Here is a 19,941-nt window from a genome sequence, read left to right on the forward strand (position 1 = left end):
ACCTTGCACTGCGCACTCGATGGCGGCGTCGACTACCCACCATCGAGTCGGTCACTCGGGTCCGATCATTGGCGACGAACGGCGAGCGCAGCGACCGACAGGAGCGCGACGAGCGCGACGACGGGGCCGAAGCCAGGAATGACTGCCGCATCGTCGTCGGACTCGTCAGGCGAATCCTCATCCGCGGATTCGTTGGTCGACGATTCGTTCGTCACCTCCGCGTAGGCGTCGGCGTGAACCGTCGAAGCGATCTGTTCGATCGCCGTGATCACGTGCGGACCAGGTTGACTCATCGCGTTGCTATCCACTTCGACGAACTGCTCTTCCTCCCAGGCAGTCGTCGACTTGATTGCCTCCGTGACGGGCGGCGAATCGTACGAATCTCCGTAGATGATCCACTCAGGGTCCTCTGCGACGATGACTTCTTCGCTTAGGGCTGCCCACCCGGTGTTGCCTGCTCGCTCGGCGACGTTTTCGACGCCGCCACGGACCATGATCTCGTGCTGGAACGTCCCGGCACCAGCAGTAATGTCAGTGTTTGGACCCATGACGTAGTATGCCAGTGGCTGGTCCTCACCGGCCGTGACCTCGTCGATCCGATCGAGCGACTCGTTCATCGACGTGATCGTCTGCGCTGCACCCTCGCATTCACCAGTCAGCATCCCGGCCAACTGTACGTTAGAACGGACATCGTCCAACGACCCTGCGGCATCGTACACGTACACGGTCTGGCCTGCATTACGAAGATTTTCGACGAACCCTTCGTGGTAGGACATGACCGTGTTCGCGGCGATGACCACGTCCGCGTCGAGATCGATCACTTTCTCGGCGACGGGCGAGGCTCCGTCATCCATGGAAATGTCAGTGACAGATTCCGAAACGTTCAGCGATGCCGTGTACTGTCCGACCGGCATGCCGACGAGTTTCTCGGTCGCGCCGATCTCGGTCACGAGTTGGGCATCACTCGGCTGGACGGCCACGACCGATTCGGGCTCGGCGCTGAGTTCGATTTCGGTCCCAGTCGAATCAGTGACAGTCTGTGGATACGTACAGTTACCGTCATCGACCTGGTAGTTTGTCCCCGCTGGCAACTGTGTCATTTCACTGACCCCTATTCCGTCCGACGGCCCCATTCCGGCGGCCACCGCTCCTGGCGCTACCATGGCGACGACCACGAACAGTGCAACGATTGTGACGAATCGGTTTCGCATCACTCGCCACTCACGACCAACTCAATAAATACTTATCTAAAGCAATCGTACTTGCGTTCGATGGAACTTCGTCGGCGGGTGCTCGGGTGGTCGACCGCGCTGGTGATGGTGCTCGTCGGAAGCATCGTCGTTAGTGCTGCCATCGGACCCGTCGGGATCGATCCTGTCATCGTCGCGAAATCGATACTGAACTCGCTTTCGATCCCAACCGACATCCACACGACGCCAGCGACGCTCCCGTTCGTCGAGTGGACGATTCCGACCCCGTCGGTCTCGTACACACCGCTGTTTGGATTCGACGTCCACGGGCCGCACGAATCGATCGTCGTCGATCTGCGCCTGCCGCGAATCGCGCTCGCGGCGACGGTCGGTACGGGCCTCGCAGCCGCGGGAACCGTCATGCAAGGATTCTTTCGGAACCCGCTCGCAGACCCGTCGATCATCGGCGTCTCGTCCGGAGCGGCCGTCGGTGCCGTCGCGATGCTCGCCTTCCCCGCCTTCTTTCCCTTTGCAGAGCTCCACCTGGCCGCGTTCGTCGGTGCACTCGCCACGGCCGGGCTCGTCTACGCGATCGCAACTGACGGCGGCCGAACACCGGTCGCGACGCTGCTACTCGCCGGCGTCGCCGTCCAGACGTTTCTCGGGGCCGTCATTTCGTACCTCCTAGTCCACAGCGGCGATAGCCTCCGCGCGGCAGTCTACTGGATGATGGGGCGACTCAGGGACTCGACGTGGGGTGACGTGGAATTCACGCTGCCGTTCGTGATCGTCGGGGTGACCGTGCTGCTCGCGTACACGCGCGAACTAAACGTTCTTCTTCTCGGCGAGGAGGACGCCCACCACCTCGGCATCGATGTCGAGCGGACCAAACTCCTGTTGTTACTCGTCTCGAGTGTCGTCACCGCGGCCGGCGTCGCCGTCGCGGGTATCATCGGGTTCGTCGGACTGGTCGTCCCGCACATGATGCGACTCGTCGTCGGCCCCGACCACCGCATCCTGTTGCCCACGAGTGCACTTGCCGGTGCCTCCTTCCTCGTCCTGACGGACACCATCGCTCGGTCCGGACCGGTCGAGGTCCCGGTCGGTATCGTGACGGCCGCGGTGGGAGCGCCGTTCTTCCTGTTCTTGCTCGCTCGCAAGGAGGTACACGCGCTATGATCGACGTCGACTCTCTCAACGTCTCGTTCGGCCAGACATCCGTGTTGGAGTCCCTCTCGATAACCATTCAGGAGGGGAAATTCGTCGGGCTCGTCGGGCCGAACGGCGCCGGTAAGTCGACACTCCTGCGATCGATCAGCGGCGCACTCTCCCCGGACGCGGGCCAGATATCGATCGATGGGAAACCGATCTCGACGCTCGGGTCGCGAGCACAGAGCCGACTCGTCTCCGTCGTCGCACAGGACACGGCGCCAGCGTTCTCCTTTAGCGTCAGACACTTCGTCGAAATGGGCCGTACCCCGTATCGGTCGAAATTTTCCCCGCCCGACGAACGCGACCGCCAGCGCGTCGATGATGCACTCTCCCGAACGAATACGACACAATTTGCCGATAGATCGATCGACGAGCTGAGTGGTGGGGAACGCCAGCGCGTCGTCGTCGCCCGGGCGCTGGCACAGAATACACCCGTCATCTTGCTGGACGAACCGACCGCCAGCCTGGACATCAACCACCAGGTCGAACTGCTCTCGCTCGTGGCTGATCTCACCGCAGGCGGAAAGACAGTCGTCGCTGCGATCCACGATCTCGACCTTGCAGCTCGCTTCTGTGACGAACTGTGCCTGCTCGCCGATGGGTCGATTGTCGATCGCGGATCGCCAGCACAGGTGATCGAGACGACCGCCGTCGAACGTGCGTTCGAGATCCCCAACGTGGTAACGCGGAATCCCGTAACCGGGACGCCGTCGGTAACCGCCATCGAACGACCCGACGAACCGTCCTCGTTACCCGACCGAATCCACGTCCTGGGCACTGGGCCGCGCACCGCTCGACTGCTGACGATCCTGTCGACGACGGACGCCGAACTCTCGCTCGGCCCGGTTCCGCCGGGCGATATCGCTGCCGTGACAGCATCGGACCTCGATATGTCCGTTCAACAGGCTCCGGCGTTCAGCACTCTCGACGCCCAACACCGTCACACACTCCGGTCGTCGATCGAAGCCGCAGACGCAGCCGTCCTCGTGGAGGAAACAGCCGCGATCCCGATTGAAGCTGTGTCCGGCCAGCTACGTACACTGCCGACGGCCGCCGTCATCGAAGAAGATCAGTCAAAATCCACGACTCGAGAAGCGATGCACGACGTCGTACTCACCGACGATGGGACTTCAGATACCGTTCTCGATGCCCTCACCGCGCTCTCGGTCGATTCGACGAGCGACACTGCAACCGTCTCTCCCTCCTCATAACACCACCATAGTGGTTGGATATCCAACTTTTCGAGGAAGATTCAGACACCCCCATATTGTATAGCGATATATAGTTTAAAAGTCGGGCAGTCGACAGCGACAAATTGCATCAGAATGATAGATTGAACGGCAATCTTTGGAAAACAGGCCTCAGTACCGCGTATCGCGAATCGATAACCAGTCACCTCCAGAGGCAATATTGCTCGAGGGAATCAGGATATCGACGGCCACTACCCGACAGAGTCAACGAGGCCAAATGAGTTCTTCACAGCCAAGAGGATGCTGTTCAGCGAAGCAAAGGCAGCCCACACAGAGGGACGTAGGAAAAAGAGATTGGCACTCTCGACGAGACCAGGCGACGCTAGAATCGAAAGAAGGACTGAAGTGAGTAACCACGAACAACAGCGAGCGTGCGGCGCTCCGTGCCACGTCGACGTGAGCGCCGAACCCGCGAACGAGCAGCGGGAGTCGGGAGGGCCAGGCCTTCACACTGATTCTGGCGGCCTGGGTACTCACAGTAGTAGCTAAAATCGCTACAGGAGATCAGATGTGACCGAGACGCCATGTGGTAGAGTACGTCGGATCAATTGCTCACCCTACGACACGATAACACCATCCGATAATTCGATGGCAGTTGGAGGCGAGTCAGTCTCCGCTGACCAACCCGCTACCCAGACTCGAAGGGGCTCACCAACATCCAGATGAGGCCAACGCAATAGTTCACAGTATCGGATGACGGACGATGTCATATCGACTCAACATGTCGAGTTCGGGTCGGTCGTCGCCTCGTACTGAATGGGGCACAAACTCACCGAGCCCAGTGAAGACGAATATATTCGGACACTTGCAACGGTGTTTTCGTCACCTCGACCCTAGGGGTTGCGGGCCGAGGACACCCCTCCAGAATGAGTGGCTACTGAGAGCGAAGTACCACCGAAACACCATCGTTGGTGGAGTAATAGAAGACACCTAAATGCTTATTCGGGCAAAAAGCACCAGACCCCATCAGGCGTAGACCTACAAGTCCAAATATACTGTCCCATGGCGGCGAAGAGAAGAACTAGATACCAAAATAAGGGCCTTTATTTGGAAATATGGGATAGATTGAAGACAGTCGCGTTCGTTGGACGTTCCATGAGCACTGACGATCGGGTGGCGGTGAAGACGTACGTGCCACGCCACCAGAAGCAGACCTGGGTCGCACACGCTGAGGAACTCGACATGACCCAGAGCGAGTTCGTCAGGACGATGGTTCAGGCAGGACGGGCCGAAATTGATGTTCCAGGTGGTGTGTCAGGTGAGCGTGCGGTATCCGATGGACGATCCGATGCTTCGGGTAGACCCGACGAACGATCCGGTAATACGAGCGAAGACACCACCCGGGCGGCCGATTTCCCGGGCCGAATTCGGACGGTTCTCGACCGACGTGGGGCACTCGAGTGGGACGAGCTCGTGGACGCACTCGTCGACGACGTCGAGTCAGAACTCGACGAGGCGCTGCAGACGCTACAGGCCAACGGAGAAGTCGTCCACAGTGGACGAAGTGGCGGGTACAAACTGATCGACGATGAGTGAGACGATGGCCGACCCGATCGAGTACTTCCTCGAGGACGTCACGCACCACGGACGCAACGTCAGAACCCACGAAGCGTACGAACGCGTTCTCGGTGAATACGAACAGTTTCTCGACGAAGAACGACGGACGTCCCCTACGAACGCGACGTACAGAGACTGTATGGCCTGGGTACACGATATTCGGACGAAGCACGCAGAGAGCACCATCGCCACGTATGCCTCCTACCTGAACCGGTTTTACTCCTACCTGGAGCGCGTCGGCCGTCACGACGAGAATCCGATGGCGCTTGTCGTCGAGGAGATGGACGAATCGATCGAGACCAGCCCGGCACGACGTGATATCTCGATCTCGGAGATGCAACTATTCGTCTCGCAGATTGCCCACCCGCTCCATCGAACGATCGTCTCGACACTCCTGAAGACGGGCCTGCGATCGGGAGAGCTCTGCAATCTCGATCTTCGCGACGTGAACCTCGCCGGTGACCAGTACTGGACACCCCGGCCACAGATCGAGGGCCAAGAGGGTTCTCTGTACGTTTCACCCGATCACACCTACGGAGAGCAAAGCGGCGGCACCATGCGTACGGCGTCGAACAAACGAAAGCGCGAGACGATCGTCCCCATCGACGACGAACTCGAAATCGAACTCCGGCGGTGGCTAGCGATACGACCCGACACCGTCGAACCCGTCGAACCCGTGTTCGTGAGTACCGAAGACCGCTGGGGGAAACGACTTACACCCGATCACGTCCACCACATCGTCACCGACCGAACCAGGCGCGAGGGCTGGTATCGGACGGGTGGTGGCGCCCGCGAGAACGTCACGCCGCACTACTTCCGGCACTTTTTCACCACCCACATGCGTGACCGAACGGGCGATCGGGGGATCGTGAAGTACCTCCGCGGCGACGTTGCCGACGACATCATCGATACGTACACCCACAACTGGGGCGATCGAGTTCGCACGACCTACCTCTCGAACATCTACTCGATCCATCCCGAGTAACGGGCCCAAGGGAGGTCGATACCCCTCCAAGCAGCGTCCGATTCGTTGTGTCGCTGAGGTCGTACCCGTCGATTATCGGACAGCGTCGAAATTGGGCCTCAACACCGTAGCAACGGAGGAGTTCGCTAGTAGCACTGTCGAGCCGGAACTTGGCATTGTCCCGTCCAGGGGAGTGTATCCTGCGACGCTTAGCCGTACGTATCGACGGCGAACGGCAGAACAGCCGCTATCATCCGTGATAGTTGATCTGGCAGTTTTGCGCGGCCAGCAATCCTGACGGCGAGACAGTCCCACCAGCGTGTCGATCGATACCCTGAATTTGGCCCTTCAACGAGGAGTTGAACCCAAAATAGAGTAACAATACCATCATTTCCCCTTGTTCGAACGCAGACCCGTAAATCGCATGTAGCTATATAGAACGACCCCTCGGTGAACGGGTAGATAGCGACAACATTCTAACTAGATTTGGGTCGTGTGTGGATCAAGTGGACAGTCGAAGCGGCGACTCGTACAGATCGATACGGGGAGAACGAGATGTGACGTTGTCACGAAAACTGAGAGTCAGTCAGCACATCAGCTCGCCTCAACCGATGAGGTCACTCGAAACGTGAACGCGTGATATTCGAACGAAAGAGAACAGAACGGTTAGTTGCTCGAACGCCAGACGAAGCCGTTATTCAGAGAACATCGATCCAAGCTGTTCACGCCACTCCAGAATGTCGACGACGTCGTCCGATACCTCGTCCAGTTCCGTCGACAGGGATTCGACGCTGTTCGAAACGTCTTCAACGTCCGACTCGAGTTCCGCAGAACGTTCGTCGAGGTCGGCAACCGACGATTCGACGTCCGTCAGTTCGCCTTCGAGGGATTCGATCGACGACTCGTTCGCATCGACGGCGGACGTAACCGACGAGAGATCGTCTTCGACGGCGTCGACGTCCGAGGTGAGTGTGTCGAGCGACTCGTTCATCGACGACGTCGTGGACGAGAGGTCATCGATCGCGGTACTGTTGTCCTCGACCGTCTCCTCGATCGACGCCATCTCCGTGTGCAACGCGTCAAGTTCTGACTGGAGTTCTTCGATCAGTTGCGCGCCGGTACCCTCCGATTCGAGGAATTCTTCGAGCGCGCCCGTGTACGCGGCGACCGACTCGACGCGTTGCTGGAGATGGGACAGTTTCGCCTCGGTGGGACCGGACGCTTCCGAGGATTGAAGCGCATCCTCGATGGTTTCGAGGTCGGTTTCATCGGCGGAGCCGGACCGAATCTCCGACGCAAGCGTTGAGGCGAGCGATTCGTCGGATGGATTAGTGTCCCCGGCGTGGACGCTATCCGTTTCGGTCTGATCGTTCGACCGCCCCGATTCGTCGGGAGAAGCAGCCTGGCTAGTCGCTGGGGAATCCGCCTCGGTCGTGGTCGCCCGAGAGGCCTCACTATCGGCAGCGTCGATTTCGGCCGGTGCAGCCTCATCGGACGAGTCGTCCGATACATCTGTGAACAAGTCGGATTCTCCGGTATCTTTCGACTCGATCGAGTCAACCGGCTCCACGTCGGCAGACTCGTCGGTATCCGCATCACTCGGCGTGTCGTCTGCGACGCGTTCCGCAGCAGCATCGATGTCGAGTTCGATAGACGATTCATCGGCTTCACTCGCAGATTTGTCAGTCGCGTCAGACTGCGCGTCATCGTCCAGTCCTGGGACCGAATCGCTGTCACCGGAGAGAAGATCCTTCACGGCGTTCGTGCCGTCCGTGGAGACGACCTCGTCGACGGAGTCAGAGACATCCGAAGCCGTCGATTCTGTCACACCTGCACTCGTGTCGACCGAAATCGACGGCTCCGTGAGGAATGCGCCCGGTTCGAAGTCGTCGTCGAGACGGATGCCGTAGACGGTGACGAGCGCTGAATCAGGCTCGACGGTCCCAGTGAACTCGACACGGTGATCCTGATAGGCGGTCCACTGTTCGCTGTGATACTCCGGATGAAACCCGACGGCGTCCATCGGAAACGATTCGGGAATCGATTCACTCAGTCTGACGGTGACGGATTCGTCGTGAGATGAATCGATCTCGAATCGGATAGCCGGGACGGGAAACTCATCGGGTGCGTACCGTTTCGTCACTGAGACGTCGTCCGAACTGACAGTCACGACATCCCCAGTGTCCACACTCGAACTCATTGTGAGACGATTACAGGAGGACGACCATAAAGGAAGCGGGCGATTGGAGGACTCGGATCGCACTAAGTGAGTTCGTCTCGTCTGTGATCGGTCGTGGACGCGCGTTCACTAATGTCAAGACGCACGTTGGCTGTCGTGATCGATTATAGATCGACCCGGTCGCCAATCCGGACCAGTTCGAGCCTGCGTGGATACTCGAACGAACCGATGTGGTGCGTAAGGGCCGTCGGATCAGCTGTGAGTCCGCGCCACATATCCCAGTGAGTGGGGAGGAGCGAATCCACCTGGAGTGCACTGGCGGCACGAACGATCTGGTTCTCGTCGTTGTACCAGCGCGTTCGCTTCGGTTCCCGGGTCTGCTTGTCGGGGATCATCCCGACCGAACCGAACGCGAGGATACCGAGGTCGATATCGGACGACTCCCCGATTCGTTCGAACGAGTCTGCCGGCCGCGAGTCACCGGCGTGAAACACGGTCGTACCACCCGACTCGATGACGAACCCCACCGGTGCATCGGCATCCGGATCGTTGACCGCTTCGACGGTCACCGAGATCGAACCCACGTCGAACGAGTGGCCGGGAGACACCGTTTCGAACTGATTGGACGACACGTCCCACTCGTCCGGCCACGATTCGTCCGAGAGCGCGACGTCGACGCTCGCGTCCGGGCCGTAGAACGTCGATCCGGTTTCGGCCATGATCGGGGCCTGCGACGGTCCGTGGACGTGGTCGGTGTGTTCGTGTGTGGCCAGGATCGCGTCCATCTCCCGAAAATCGGCCGGATCGAACGGCACGGGGATCATTCGAACCGTTCTGGGTGGGTCACCGAGACCGACGTACGGATCGATAGCGATGGTGGTCCCGTCGGCGCCTTTCACAACGAACCCGTTGCAGCCCAGATACCACAGGGAAAGGTCATCCGGTTCGGTCGATTCGATCTCCCTGACGAGCCAGTCGCCCCAGTCACTCTCGGTCATTACATCGACGTGCGCGAAAAACGGGGGTAAAGGTTGTGACTCCGTGTGAGAGCCCGGGAGCAAAAAACAGAAACCGGCTAGCAGTGGCCGATCTACCAGGTGTCGTGGAACGTGTCGAACCCGATCTCTGAGAGGCGTTTGTTACCAACGGCAGCGTCGTACTCGCCCGGGGTGAGCATCGGCTTGTGGAATCGAGGCCCGTCGTCGGTCGTGATGCGTGGGCAGCCGGTGTTGACGAAGGCGTCCATGTCGAAGTTGCGGAGCCGATCCGGTGTCACTTCGTCCATCGTAATGAGGTAGGCATCGTCGTTATCGTCGAGAATCCGTTCGGCCTCGTCCCAGCGACCCTGGCCGATCTTCGTACAGAAGATGACGCCCCACTTCTGTGCGTCCATCGCCTTGTGCACCGACGCGTAGCGTTGCTTGATGAACTTCTCCGTATCCGCGACGGTGACGACGTTGTTGACGGGATCGGCGATGACGACGCGTTTGTCCGGGTGCTCCATCGCGAGGCCGAGCGGGTGGAACTTACCGCCACCGACGTAGAGGATCTGTTCGGCATCGACGTCCGCGCTGGCGTAGTTACACCCGAGCACCTGCCCCTCGTGGGTCAAGCGGTCGTCCCCCCGCCGAGTTTTGATGTCGTAGCCCTCGTCCTCGAGCGCCGATCGCATCTCGTCGAACCGGTTCATGTGCTGGGCCGTCGTCACCAGACCGAGCGGCTCCTCGTCTGTGGGATCGGTCAATTCTTCGAGGGCCTCGTCGATGATTGGGAGAACGTCGACGTTCGAGAAGAGCGGTACGTAGATCACCTTCTCCGTCTGTTTCATCGGCGAGTGACCGAAGTGGACGAACACGTCGGATCGTTTCATCAGATAGGTGTCGAGATCGCACGCGCCGTAACACGGCTGGCCGGAGAGGAGTACGCGAACGTCGTCAGTCAGATCACGTTCTTCGACGAGCGCGCGGATGTCGTCTGCAACGCGTGGGCCCCGCCGCTTCAACCCTTCCGGGAACTGCAGGCCGACGGTGTCTGCGTCCTTCTCTTCGATGGCCTCCGCGATGCGATCGAGCTCGTAGTCCCACTCCCGGTCGTGCTTGAGACGCATCCCCGTGTTCCGCAGGTCTCCCTCGCTATATGACGAGTCCTGGCTCATTGGACTCAGTACCGACTACGAACGTAAAACGTGCCCGTTTTGGCCGATTGGCGCTCATCGAGGAATCGAGGCCCAGTTTCACGCCAGTCAGACACTCGTCAGACTGCCGTTCGTTCACTGAGATGTCGACGGGCAAAAAGTCATGGTACTGGAGTCTAAAGCGAGGGGTAATGTCGACGATTTCCGAACAAAACCTGTTCGACCTCTATCGCTCGTACATCGGGGAACCCGACAGTGAGCGAGACGTCTACGTCGGTTTTGGACTGTTCCTCTGTGGGATCGTCCTGGCCGTCGTCGCGCTCGGGCTGTTCGTCGTGGCAACCGGTCATCCGTACCGATCACCAGAATTCTTCACGTGGGCGCGACCCGCGTACACGCTCGGGATGGTATCACTCCCGCTCGTGATGCTTGGGATCGTCGTTCTCCTTCCGTCGGAACGACGCGTTCTCGCGGTCTCTGTCGTCGGCGCAGCGATCACGCTCGTTGCGACATCCGGATTCCTCTTTTACGCGTATCCGGAGCACTGGAACGGGTACGGAAACGACTACACCGTCCCCATCGTCACCGTCTACGCGATCGGACTCGCCGCGATGGCGGCGTCCACGGGTGCAGCCTTGATCGCTCACTACCTCGATCTGGCCAGACAGATCGAAGTGACGCCCGAAGCGGACGAAGCAAAAGAACACTACACCGACGAGGAGATCGCGAACGACATCGACGACGCGATGGAAGACGTCGAACTCTCCTGGGGAGGGGTCGAAAAGAGCGACAACACGACACTGACGTTCACCGGTCACGAGTTCGAAGACACCGAAGTCGGCGATGCCGGCGTCACGAAGACCCGATCGACTGGCGTCCAATCACAGGTCGCAGGCCTCAAGGGGATGAAAGGCGGTGAAGCGAAGACGCAGACTTCCACGGGCACCGTCGACGACCAGACGGCGAAGCTGAAGGAGCTTCGAGAGCAAAAGCAAGCCGAAGACGTCGCCACCGCGGACGAGGGGCCGGTCGGCCGAGTTCGATCGGGGCTTACTGGTGCGGCCAGAACGTTCAAATCCAAAGTCACAGCCGTTGGCCGACGGGTAAAGCGGAATTAATGACCGGCGCTGGTCGGTAAGGGCCAATTATACCCACATATCAAATCGGGAATTTATTCACATAGATTTATAATCCGTCAGTCGCCTTGCCCACATATGGCCAAAGGCCTAGACGTCGGAACAATGAACATCCTGTCGGCACAGCAGGATGGTAACGACACGGTATTCGTCCAGCAGCGCAACTCATTCGTCGAGATCGAGTACTCGGACATGGCCGAGCAGATGCTCTCACGAAGCGAAGTGCTTCACATCCGAAAAGACGACAAGGTGTACGTCGTCGGTGACGACGCACTCAACTTCGCGAACATCTTCAACAAGGAAACGCGTCGACCGATGTCCCAGGGGATCCTCTCCTCGGACGAGAAGTCGGCGATCCCGATGATGAAGCTCATCATCGAACAGGTCGTCGGCGAACCGGCCTACCCTGACGAGAAACTGTACTTCTCGACTCCGGCCGACCCGATCGACTCCAAACTCTCGACGCTGTATCACCAGAAGACGATCGAATCCTTCCTCAACGATGTCGGCTACGACGCGGAGCCGATCAACGAGGGGATGTCGGTCATCTACTCCGAACTCGCCGACAACAACTTCACTGGGCTCGGAATCAGCTTCGGTGCGGGTATGACGAACGTCTGTCTGGCGTACTACGCCGTCCCCGTCATGAAGTTCTCCGTCGCCCGCGGTGGCGACTGGATCGACGAACAGGCCGCCCGCGCGACCGGGACGCCCGTCGACAAGGTCACCTCCATCAAGGAAGACGACTTCGAGCTCGACTTCACGACGGACGTCGGCGGCGTCGAAGGCGCCCTCTCGATCTACTACGAGAACCTGCTCGATTACGTCATCGAGAAGGTCGTCGAAGAGGTCGACGACGAAGACGTCGAAGAGGGACTCGACATCCCCGTCGTCGTCACCGGCGGCACCTCGAGCCCCAGCGGCTTCGAGGCGCTCTTCCGTGACCATCTCGAAGACGCGAACATCCCGTTCTCGATCAGTGGCGTCTCCCACGCCGACGAACCGCTCTACAGCGTCGCCCGTGGTGGCCTCGTCGCCGCCAGGTCCGACGAAGACATCGAACACGAGGGAGCAGACGAGGACGAAGCAGAGGCTGCCGCAGCCAGCGAGTAAGTCGGTCCCCGCAAATTCTTCTCGCCGTTGTACCGAGTGTGGCCGCTTCAGATTCACTCGAGCCTTCTGACGTGACAATTGACGCCACCTGAAGCGATCGTACTCTCGCAGTTTGGGGATCGGATGTGGCCGTGCTCAGGAATAGGACGAGTAGCCCGAATGTTCCTGTTCGAACAACCCAGCGGTACCAATCTCACACACCCAGTGGGCAGCTGAAACTGATACCCGTCCGTACGGCTACCAGCGCAGAGACACGAGCGGAACGACAGAACAGGGGCGGATCAAACCGGTCGACCGGTCACTGATCGTAGAAACGGGCCATCGCGTCGCGCCACGATTCCTGTTCGAGCCACTCTGCCTCGTGCTCGACCGGCACGTCGGCGTACCCACACCGCTTGCATGCCACCGTCGACGCCTCGGCGAGCGAAAGCCGCTCCAGCGGCGACTGACACCGGGGACAGTCGTCCATATTTAACCATATCACTCAATGATCTTAATTCTATTTGATTTCTCGCCCGGTGAGCCCACCAAGCGACAGTTCACCCACTGTATTACCACTGTGCATTTACTAACCTATTTGTATGCGGAGTGTGTATTGGGGTGTATGAGCGCAACGACGCAAGCCGATGTCAGTACGACCATCGACGGCTGTCGACCGGTGGACGTCACACCAATCGTCCTCGACGACGAAACGCTCGATTCGACTGTACCATCCTATTTGAGCGAGCTGAAGCGGACTCTCTCGGGGGAAGGACTTCAGCCCGCACAGCTTCGGATTTCGGCCAGATTCGACGATGACTGCTCGTTCACCACACAGGACGAACTCGACCGGATCCGCGAGTACGTTCGTGCAGCCTCGTTCCTCGGGGCGGGAACCGTAACCGTTCGCGTCGAAGCCGTGGCAGACGCCTCACGCGTCCAACCCGGCCTCGAAGCCTGTGCCGAACGTGCGAGGCGGGAGGGGCTCCAATTCTCGGTCGAGGGACCGACGGCGCTCTCGGTGTAATCGTGAGAACCGGACGACCGACAGAAACGAAACACAGAGGGAGTTCTATCACCGAGTGTCGACAATGCCGTCTCGGCGCGATATCGCGAGAGCGCTCGAAACCGTCGCCGACTTCCGAGAGCCACGGGTCGGTCTAGAGCAATATCTAACGGCACCGGATCTCGCGGCTCACATCTGCCACTTCGCAGCCATGCGTGGAGATATGGACGAGGCGACCGTTGTGGATCTCGGCTGTGGCACCGGGATGCTCGCACTCGGGGCACGCTGCGTCGAAGCCGATTCGATCGTCGGACTGGACGTCGACCGGGGGGCCCTGGAAACTGCCGTACAGAACGAAGAGCGGCTGTTCGATCGACGGACGATACACTGGGTCGAAAGCGATGCCACGCTCCCACCCACGTGTCCGAAACGGGCGACCATCGTCTCAAACCCGCCGTTCGGTGCCCAACACGGCAATCGCCACGCCGATCGTGCGTTCCTCGACGCCACTGCCAACCTCGCGAGCGTTTCCTACACGATCCACAACGCGGGCAGTCTCGACTTCGTCGAACAGTTCGCGAGCGACCACGGCGCCAGCGTGACTGATGCCTTCGAATCGACGCTCCCGATCGACCACCGGTTCGACCATCACACCGACGCCCGATCGTCGATCGACGTGGAAGTATTCCGGATCGACTGGACCGGCCCCAGCGACGACACCTGATTTGGGGTCGATCGATCCGCCGGTGACACTTCTCAACGATAGGTCTCGACAGCTGCGATAGCCGCCCGGGTTCCCTCGTGTTCGACGACGAGAGTATCGTCTTCGCGAACGAGTTCGACTGGCCCCATCGACGCCGTCTCACCGGGTGACGGAACGGCCGTCGTCACGTTCAGCCCGGCATCACTCGTCGCGCGAACCACGAACTCGCCGTCGACGGAGGCGATCGACAGCGAGGCCTCGTCGACGACGACGGACGAGCGTTGCGGACCGGACTCGAACGCCATCGTCCGGTCGTGCGACGGCGCGTCGAGCCAGACCTGGTACGTCGAGCCGTTGCCCACGACGTCCCACCCGGTCCGCTCGACACTGACCGTCTCACGCCAGCCGGGACCGCCGAGTTCGACGGTCGCCGTCCCGGAGTACGCCAGCTGGTCGGCACTGACGGGATTCGTCCAGAGTGAGCGTTCGGTAGACCAGACGATGACGCCGCTCGCGGAGACCGTTTCGTTGGACCCGTATGCGTCGAACGGGACGACCGAGACCAGTTCGTTCTGAACCGACTCGTCGTACGTCACGCCGTATTCCTCGATGGAAAGCGCTGCACGGTCGTCGGCTGGTGCGACCGAGACAGCGTTGAGTGCGAGGGCGGGGCCGCTGATCAGTGCGAGGAGCAGAACGACCGTCGTTACCGCGGTCGCGCGGCGAGACCGATTCGTCACCGCCCCAAGGTGGGGTGCCTGCACGACGGCCCGACGGAGCCGGCCACCCGCAAGCGGGGTGGATCGATCGACTGGAACGATTGGCCGATCGGAGGCGGTCACGGCCAGCGTTACGAGCACGGAGAGCGCGAGGACGACCACGACACCGGGCCCACGAAAGAGAACATAGCTCCCCTCCGATCCATACCAGTAAATCGCCCACAACGATTTCGAGAACCCGAACAGGACGACGGCGATCCAGAAGCGACGCGGATCGGGACGCGTCCCCCGCCGTGAGACGATCGCGAGTGCCAGGACCAGCCCGAGGAAAAAGCCGAGCGCGTGGGCCTGAATCGCGATCGAGGCCCACGACGGTGGCGCTGGCGGCTGTGCCTGGACCGACGCCTCGACGATCGGCGACTGAACGGCCCGGACGATCGTCAACACGAGCCCGTGAACCCCGAGGCTCGCAACGATCGTCGCGATCGGGTACGAGACCATCGCGAACCCGGCGAAGGCGTAGACGACACCGGAAAATCCGATCACCGGTCCGACGGCGAACAGACTCGTCGCGAGCGCCACGCCACAGACCACAGCCGGAAAGACGAAAAACGCCCGAAATCGGGGATCAGATCGAAGCGAGCTGGAGTCGGCTGCATCGGCATCCGGATAGTGACCCCAGGCGTACTCGGCGATCGGTGCAAGGACGAGCGCACCCGTCAGGTTACCGAGCAGGTGATCGAAACTCGCGTGTGCGAAAGGCGCCGTCAACATCCCGAGTGGATACTGATACGACCACGCGCGATAGGGGATCACGACCGGATCCCGGATTGCACTCGACCCATCCTGGACGAACAGGTAGACGAAGAGAACGAACGAGATGACGACGAGCGTCCCCCATGGGACCCCCAGATACAGCCGAGAGCGAAGGTGTGTCAGCCAGTCACCATTCGCAGCGCCAAGGCGGCTGACAGTGTAAACGGAGAGTGCAGCCAGGAGACAGACGGCGACAGCGAGTAGTACGGAGGCCCATGGCATACGCCGACGATGTTTCCCGACTGGCAAAGCGGTTTCCTCTCGTCGTCGACACCGGTCGAGAGATCCACACGTCTCGACCGACGCCCTTCGAAAGGTACAAACAGCTAACTCACCCACTGGGAGGTATGGAACTGCGGGTCACCGAGCGAACGGACGAAGAACTCTCTATCGAGATCGCCGGCGAGGACCACACCTTCATGAACGTCCTGAAGGGCAGTCTCCTCGAACACGAGCACATCAACGCGGCGACCTACGACATCAATCCGGAGCAATCCGGTGGGCAGACCGATCCGATCTTGACGCTCAAAACCGACGGGTCGATCGAACCGATCGACGCGCTCGAAGAGGCTGCGGGCGACATCAGAACGAAGGCGGCCGATTTCAAATCGGCGTTCGAAGCAGCAGCCTGAGAACGTCCCGGAACCAACGCGACGACCCGCCGTTTTTACAGCCGGATCGCGAGCCCGCGATCGGCGAGTGTTTCCTTCGTCTCCTGAATCGAGTACTCGTCGAAGTGAAAGATCGACGCGGCGAGTGCCGCGTCGGCGTCGGCGTCGGTGAACACGTCGTACATATCCCCCGGTTCCCCACATCCCGACGAGGCGATGACGGGCGTCGAGACGGCCTCGGTCACGGCGGACGTGAGCGCGAGATCGTAGCCATCTTTCGTTCCGTCCCGGTCGATCGAGTTGACGAAGAGTTCGCCAGCACCGCGGCGTTCGGCTTCGCGGGCCCACTCGACGACGTCGATACCGGTCCCCTCGCGACCGCCGCTTTTCGTACATTCGAACCAGCACGACTCGCCGTCCACGTCGACGTACTGCTCCCCCTCGTCGTCGAAGCGACGCCGCGCGTCGATACTGATGACGATACACTGACTGCCGAACGCCCGGGCGCCGTCGTCGATGAGCTGGGGATTTTCGAGTGCGCCAGTCGTAATCGAGACCTTGTCGGCGCCGGCTCGGAGCGTCTCTGCGATGTCGTCGACGGTTCGGATCCCGCCGCCGACGGTCAGCGGGATGAACACCTCGTCCGCGACCGACTCGACGACGTCGAGCATCGTTTCTCGCCCCTCCGCCGAGGCGGTGATATCGAGGAAGACGAACTCGTCGGCGCCCGCGTCGTTGTATGCGCGCGCCATCTCGACGGGGTCGCCGGTGTACTCCAGATCTTCGAAGTTGACACCGGTATAGACGGCGGCGTTCCCGTCATCGTCGAGGTCGACGTCGATACAGGGAATAATGCGTTTGGTGAGTCCCATACAGCTTCTATCGAGAGTTGGAGGCGAAGGTAGTAAAGGGACCCGGAGTGATGGTGATCGACTGACCCAGCGATCGATGGTACTGAGCGGCGTGATTCGTATCCTGGAATACGAGTCTGGCGGTCGCTAGTCACACGAGGGGCCGATCAGTCCCCACCTAGTCGGTCGCGAAACGCCGCGACGGCGTCGGGGAGCGCCGCCAGTTCCGCCCGGCAGCGTGCATACAGACGATATTCGTCGTCGAGTGATACGTGGACGTCGGGATCGTTGTCGGCGGCGTTCCTGACGCGCTCGTCAGCCCATTCGAGCGATTGCAGTGTTTCGGCGAGAACGAGCGTCCCGGGGGTCGGGCCGGAGATCGATTGACGGACGGTTTCGGCGGCTTCGAAGGCGGCCGACCGTTCGGCCTCGATTGTCGAGACGGACGCGGGCCACGCGAACGATCCGTCTCGAATACGGTCTCGAAACGTCTGAAACGCTCGATACCGGACCTCGAAAACGAGCGCGTGATAGAGCGCCGTTCCGAGGCGACCCGCTTCCGAGGCCGATTCGACGCCGTCTGCCGCGTCGATCACCCCACGCCCCACTCGCCACAGGGCAAGTTCGAGGACTCCCCCGTCGTCGAGGTCGTCGACACCGACGGCCGCGTACCAGCCCTCGTCTTCCTGCGGTGGGAAGTCGACCGTCGCGATCCGATCCAGCGATCGATCGATTGCCGTCGAGAAGGACGAGTCGAGAGACACTGCACCGGACTGGCTGGCCTCATATCGGTCGGCCAGGTGCGACCAGACCGATGCCGTCGCCGACGCACGTTCGATCTCGCCCGCAGCTTCTCCGAGATCGATGACGTTGTCGCTGGCGCTACCATCCCAATCGTCCAGGATTCGATCGGCTCGAACGAGGTCGTCTTCGCGTTGTCGGGCGACGAGTGCCGCACGGAGTTTTCCAGACGACGTGTCCGGGCCGTGGTAGTCGATCGCGTCGAGTTGCGTTCGCACGGTCTCACTCGTGTCGGCACGTTCGGTACGGATATCGGCGACGAGCGACTCGTGGTCTCGATCGATCGCATCGAACGTGGTCCGGGCGTGCCGTGCGGCTTCGCGCGCGGCTGGCGAGTGACACAGGTGTCGATACCGGGTCGCCGCTCCCGACTTGCGACCGTCGACCGCATCTCCCCGATTCGACGCGATCGACTGGCGAACGACGCCGTTCGGAACGTCGGCAGCCGTGATCAGATCGGGGAGCGGGGCGAGTAGCTCGTCGATTCGATCGCGCGCGTCGTCGATCGATGTCTGGGATGGGTCGATTGGGGATGGCCACTCGATGGGCGGTCGGTCGGCCGTCAACACGGCGTCCACGTCTCCCGCAGGCACCGATCCACCCGACGAATCCTCCGTCCACGGCAACTCATCGAGACACCCGGCCAACGACCCAAGACTTGCTGCCGCGGTTCCGGCGAGAAACTCCCGGCGGCGCAGCAAACGCGCCCGGGTACCGGTCATCGATCACCACCTCCGTTCACGGACTGATTCTCGGAGGCGTCTGCATCAGGAGCCCCTCCCCGACAGACGGCGCTTTCGGAGCTGCCGCGACTCGACGGTTCGTCCTCGTACGGACGGGCAACCCGAATTGCGACCGCCTCCATCACGTCCTTGTCCGCCGTACAGCGAGTCGTCGGATCCTTCAGCCACCGGCAGTAGTGAGCACGAAACGAGTCGTCACGAGCCTCGACGCCCGTGACCTCCCGATAGTAGCAGTCGCCGATCGACTGCTGCTGGATCACGATCGATTCGGACGCGAAATCGGTCGCCGCCACGAACGACCGAAGCCCATCCGTTTCAGTTTCGATTCGGAGTTCGTCGACGGCAGCGTCGTCGAGGACGAACACCGTCGAGTTGAGCCACGCCGAGTCCGGGTCGTCCTCGTACGCATCGACCGCAGCCTCGTCGGGAAAGACGAACGGATCGTCGGTCTCGGCCCTGGCGAACCGAACTTCGTACTCGTGCGTCGACGAATACTTTCCGCTCAGGTCGACACTGGAGCTGTGCGACGAGGAATCGTCGAGTCCGGCTTCCGGGGATCCCTGGATTTCGGTCCCGTAACAACCGGCCAGGCTCGCACCGAGGCACGCGCTCGCTGTCGCGAGTACTCCCCGACGTGTACAGTCTGTGGAGGGCATCTGGTTTCAGTAGTTACCCGTCGGATAAATATGCATTGAACGACACGAGCAGGGAACGGTGAACCGTGCCCTCCCGCTGGGCTAGTCAACACCGGCTGTAGACGGGTTTAAGGGGCAGTCCCGGCTACAACTACGCATGACGGACGAACCGGAAACCGCAGCCGCTGACGAGTCGGACGCGCCAGACAGTACGGAACCGAATACGCCGCGAGAGACGGCGCCAATGAGCGAATTCGGAACTGAAACGGTAACGATCGGTATCCTCGTGCTCGTGGTCGGACTCGCGATCAGTTTCGGCGTCCCGCTGTTCGCGCTGTAAAA

19 protein-coding genes are annotated in these 19,941 nt (G+C 60.8%); 10 read left to right on the forward strand and 9 right to left on the reverse strand.

Translation table 11 applies throughout. From position 1 onward, the window contains the following. Window positions 1–65: 65 nt before the first annotated feature. Window positions 66–1,100, reverse strand: coding sequence for a PGF-CTERM-anchored ABC transporter substrate-binding protein (locus C479_RS01790; protein WP_007696936.1), 1,035 nt, complete (start codon window positions 1,098–1,100; stop codon window positions 66–68). A gap of 171 nt (window positions 1,101–1,271) precedes the next feature. On the opposite strand from C479_RS01790, the gene btuC reads away from it, so the two are divergent. The 4 genes from btuC (at window position 1,272) to C479_RS01810 (ending at window position 6,194) form a co-directional block, all read left to right on the forward strand. Next, window positions 1,272–2,369, forward strand: a complete 1,098-nt coding sequence (gene btuC, locus C479_RS01795; protein WP_007696938.1) for a vitamin B12 ABC transporter permease BtuC — start codon at window positions 1,272–1,274, stop codon at window positions 2,367–2,369. Further along, the gene (locus C479_RS01800) at window positions 2,366–3,613 is read left to right on the forward strand and encodes an ATP-binding cassette domain-containing protein (RefSeq protein ID WP_007696941.1); all 1,248 of its coding nucleotides are present in this window, start codon (window positions 2,366–2,368) and stop codon (window positions 3,611–3,613) included. The genes btuC and C479_RS01800 overlap by 4 nt, the downstream gene beginning before the upstream one ends. Before the next feature lie 1,134 nt (window positions 3,614–4,747). Further along, the gene (locus C479_RS01805; protein WP_007696944.1) at window positions 4,748–5,188 is read left to right on the forward strand and encodes a DUF5805 domain-containing protein; all 441 of its coding nucleotides are present in this window, start codon (window positions 4,748–4,750) and stop codon (window positions 5,186–5,188) included. Then, window positions 5,181–6,194 carry a tyrosine-type recombinase/integrase gene (locus tag C479_RS01810; protein WP_007696948.1) on the forward strand — a complete coding sequence of 338 codons (1,014 nt, stop codon included), beginning with the start codon at window positions 5,181–5,183 and terminating at the stop codon, window positions 6,192–6,194. Before C479_RS01805 ends, C479_RS01810 begins: the two co-directional genes overlap by 8 nt. A 673-nt stretch (window positions 6,195–6,867) precedes the next feature. On the opposite strand, the gene C479_RS01815 is transcribed toward C479_RS01810, so the two are convergent. The 3 genes from C479_RS01815 to dph2 all read right to left on the reverse strand — a co-directional run bounded on the left by C479_RS01815 (window position 6,868) and on the right by dph2 (window position 10,507). Then, the gene (locus C479_RS01815; protein ID WP_007696950.1) at window positions 6,868–8,373 is read right to left on the reverse strand and encodes a hypothetical protein; all 1,506 of its coding nucleotides are present in this window, start codon (window positions 8,371–8,373) and stop codon (window positions 6,868–6,870) included. 143 nt (window positions 8,374–8,516) lie between these two features. Further along, window positions 8,517–9,350 carry an MBL fold metallo-hydrolase gene (locus C479_RS01820; protein WP_007696961.1) on the reverse strand — a complete coding sequence of 278 codons (834 nt, stop codon included), beginning with the start codon at window positions 9,348–9,350 and terminating at the stop codon, window positions 8,517–8,519. A 92-nt stretch (window positions 9,351–9,442) separates the two neighbouring features. After that, complete coding sequence (dph2, locus tag C479_RS01825; protein WP_007696964.1) at window positions 9,443–10,507, reverse strand: diphthamide biosynthesis enzyme Dph2; 1,065 nt, start codon at window positions 10,505–10,507, stop codon at window positions 9,443–9,445. Between the two features lie 170 nt (window positions 10,508–10,677). Here dph2 and C479_RS01830 point away from each other — a divergent pair, with 170 nt between their 5' ends. Together C479_RS01830 and C479_RS01835 are read left to right on the forward strand one after the other, a co-directional pair. Beyond that, window positions 10,678–11,604 carry a DUF7139 domain-containing protein gene (locus tag C479_RS01830; RefSeq protein ID WP_007696967.1) on the forward strand — a complete coding sequence of 309 codons (927 nt, stop codon included), beginning with the start codon at window positions 10,678–10,680 and terminating at the stop codon, window positions 11,602–11,604. A 96-nt stretch (window positions 11,605–11,700) separates the two neighbouring features. Beyond that, window positions 11,701–12,735 carry a hypothetical protein gene (locus tag C479_RS01835; RefSeq protein WP_015300613.1) on the forward strand — a complete coding sequence of 345 codons (1,035 nt, stop codon included), beginning with the start codon at window positions 11,701–11,703 and terminating at the stop codon, window positions 12,733–12,735. 298 nt (window positions 12,736–13,033) lie between these two features. Here the strand turns inward: C479_RS01835 and C479_RS15960 are convergent, their stop codons facing one another. Then, window positions 13,034–13,204, reverse strand: coding sequence for a zinc finger domain-containing protein (locus tag C479_RS15960; protein ID WP_007696981.1), 171 nt, complete (start codon window positions 13,202–13,204; stop codon window positions 13,034–13,036). 135 nt (window positions 13,205–13,339) lie between these two features. Here C479_RS15960 and C479_RS01840 point away from each other — a divergent pair, with 135 nt between their 5' ends. Then, complete coding sequence (locus C479_RS01840; RefSeq protein ID WP_007696984.1) at window positions 13,340–13,741, forward strand: hypothetical protein; 402 nt, start codon at window positions 13,340–13,342, stop codon at window positions 13,739–13,741. Window positions 13,742–13,943: 202 nt separating this feature from the next. After that, window positions 13,944–14,444, forward strand: coding sequence for an METTL5 family protein (locus C479_RS01845; RefSeq protein WP_007696988.1), 501 nt, complete (start codon window positions 13,944–13,946; stop codon window positions 14,442–14,444). Between the two features lie 32 nt (window positions 14,445–14,476). Here the strand turns inward: C479_RS01845 and C479_RS01850 are convergent, their stop codons facing one another. Then, window positions 14,477–16,180: a rhomboid family intramembrane serine protease gene (locus C479_RS01850; RefSeq protein WP_007696991.1), complete on the reverse strand. Its 1,704-nt coding sequence runs from the start codon at window positions 16,178–16,180 to the stop codon at window positions 14,477–14,479. Between the two features lie 125 nt (window positions 16,181–16,305). On the opposite strand from C479_RS01850, the gene C479_RS01855 reads away from it, so the two are divergent. Next, on the forward strand, window positions 16,306–16,590 hold the full coding sequence (locus C479_RS01855; RefSeq protein WP_007696994.1) for a DNA-directed RNA polymerase subunit L: 285 nt from the start codon (window positions 16,306–16,308) through the stop codon (window positions 16,588–16,590). A gap of 35 nt (window positions 16,591–16,625) precedes the next feature. Here C479_RS01855 and hisF read toward each other — a convergent pair whose 3' ends face one another. The 3 genes from hisF to C479_RS01870 all read right to left on the reverse strand — a co-directional run bounded on the left by hisF (window position 16,626) and on the right by C479_RS01870 (window position 19,620). Next, a complete protein-coding gene (gene hisF / locus C479_RS01860) occupies window positions 16,626–17,441 on the reverse strand; it encodes an imidazole glycerol phosphate synthase subunit HisF (protein WP_007696996.1) in 816 nt (271 codons plus the stop codon). 146 nt (window positions 17,442–17,587) lie between these two features. After that, window positions 17,588–18,943, reverse strand: a complete 1,356-nt coding sequence (locus tag C479_RS01865) for a hypothetical protein (RefSeq protein ID WP_152415777.1) — start codon at window positions 18,941–18,943, stop codon at window positions 17,588–17,590. Continuing rightward, window positions 18,940–19,620, reverse strand: coding sequence for a hypothetical protein (locus tag C479_RS01870; RefSeq protein WP_007697000.1), 681 nt, complete (start codon window positions 19,618–19,620; stop codon window positions 18,940–18,942). Before C479_RS01870 ends, C479_RS01865 begins: the two co-directional genes overlap by 4 nt. 136 nt (window positions 19,621–19,756) lie before the next feature. Here C479_RS01870 and C479_RS01875 point away from each other — a divergent pair, with 136 nt between their 5' ends. Continuing rightward, the gene (locus tag C479_RS01875; protein WP_007697002.1) at window positions 19,757–19,939 is read left to right on the forward strand and encodes a DUF7550 family protein; all 183 of its coding nucleotides are present in this window, start codon (window positions 19,757–19,759) and stop codon (window positions 19,937–19,939) included. The last annotated feature ends 2 nt before the right edge of the window (window positions 19,940–19,941 follow it).

Origin of the sequence: Halovivax asiaticus JCM 14624 (assembly GCF_000337515.1) — an archaeon.
GTDB classification, from domain to species: Archaea; Halobacteriota; Halobacteria; order Halobacteriales; family Natrialbaceae; genus Halovivax; species Halovivax asiaticus.

Excerpts from the sequence above, each read along its gene's own strand:
- C479_RS01790 (WP_007696936.1), bottom strand. The coding sequence starts at position 1,100 with ATGACACAGTTGCCAGCGGGGACAAACTACCAGGTCGATGACGGTAAC.
- btuC (WP_007696938.1), top strand. The coding sequence starts at position 1,272 with ATGGAACTTCGTCGGCGGGTGCTCGGGTGGTCGACCGCGCTGGTGATG.
- C479_RS01800 (WP_007696941.1), top strand. The coding sequence starts at position 2,366 with ATGATCGACGTCGACTCTCTCAACGTCTCGTTCGGCCAGACATCCGTG.
- C479_RS01805 (WP_007696944.1), top strand. The coding sequence starts at position 4,748 with ATGAGCACTGACGATCGGGTGGCGGTGAAGACGTACGTGCCACGCCAC.
- C479_RS01810 (WP_007696948.1), top strand. The coding sequence starts at position 5,181 with ATGAGTGAGACGATGGCCGACCCGATCGAGTACTTCCTCGAGGACGTC.
- C479_RS01815 (WP_007696950.1), bottom strand. The coding sequence starts at position 8,373 with ATGAGTTCGAGTGTGGACACTGGGGATGTCGTGACTGTCAGTTCGGAC.
- C479_RS01820 (WP_007696961.1), bottom strand. The coding sequence starts at position 9,350 with ATGACCGAGAGTGACTGGGGCGACTGGCTCGTCAGGGAGATCGAATCG.
- dph2 (WP_007696964.1), bottom strand. The coding sequence starts at position 10,507 with ATGAGCCAGGACTCGTCATATAGCGAGGGAGACCTGCGGAACACGGGG.
- C479_RS01830 (WP_007696967.1), top strand. The coding sequence starts at position 10,678 with ATGTCGACGATTTCCGAACAAAACCTGTTCGACCTCTATCGCTCGTAC.
- C479_RS01835 (WP_015300613.1), top strand. The coding sequence starts at position 11,701 with ATGGCCAAAGGCCTAGACGTCGGAACAATGAACATCCTGTCGGCACAG.
- C479_RS15960 (WP_007696981.1), bottom strand. The coding sequence starts at position 13,204 with ATGGACGACTGTCCCCGGTGTCAGTCGCCGCTGGAGCGGCTTTCGCTC.
- C479_RS01840 (WP_007696984.1), top strand. The coding sequence starts at position 13,340 with ATGAGCGCAACGACGCAAGCCGATGTCAGTACGACCATCGACGGCTGT.
- C479_RS01845 (WP_007696988.1), top strand. The coding sequence starts at position 13,944 with ATGGACGAGGCGACCGTTGTGGATCTCGGCTGTGGCACCGGGATGCTC.
- C479_RS01850 (WP_007696991.1), bottom strand. The coding sequence starts at position 16,180 with ATGCCATGGGCCTCCGTACTACTCGCTGTCGCCGTCTGTCTCCTGGCT.
- C479_RS01855 (WP_007696994.1), top strand. The coding sequence starts at position 16,306 with ATGGAACTGCGGGTCACCGAGCGAACGGACGAAGAACTCTCTATCGAG.
- hisF (WP_007696996.1), bottom strand. The coding sequence starts at position 17,441 with ATGGGACTCACCAAACGCATTATTCCCTGTATCGACGTCGACCTCGAC.
- C479_RS01865 (WP_152415777.1), bottom strand. The coding sequence starts at position 18,943 with ATGACCGGTACCCGGGCGCGTTTGCTGCGCCGCCGGGAGTTTCTCGCC.
- C479_RS01870 (WP_007697000.1), bottom strand. The coding sequence starts at position 19,620 with ATGCCCTCCACAGACTGTACACGTCGGGGAGTACTCGCGACAGCGAGC.
- C479_RS01875 (WP_007697002.1), top strand. The coding sequence starts at position 19,757 with ATGACGGACGAACCGGAAACCGCAGCCGCTGACGAGTCGGACGCGCCA.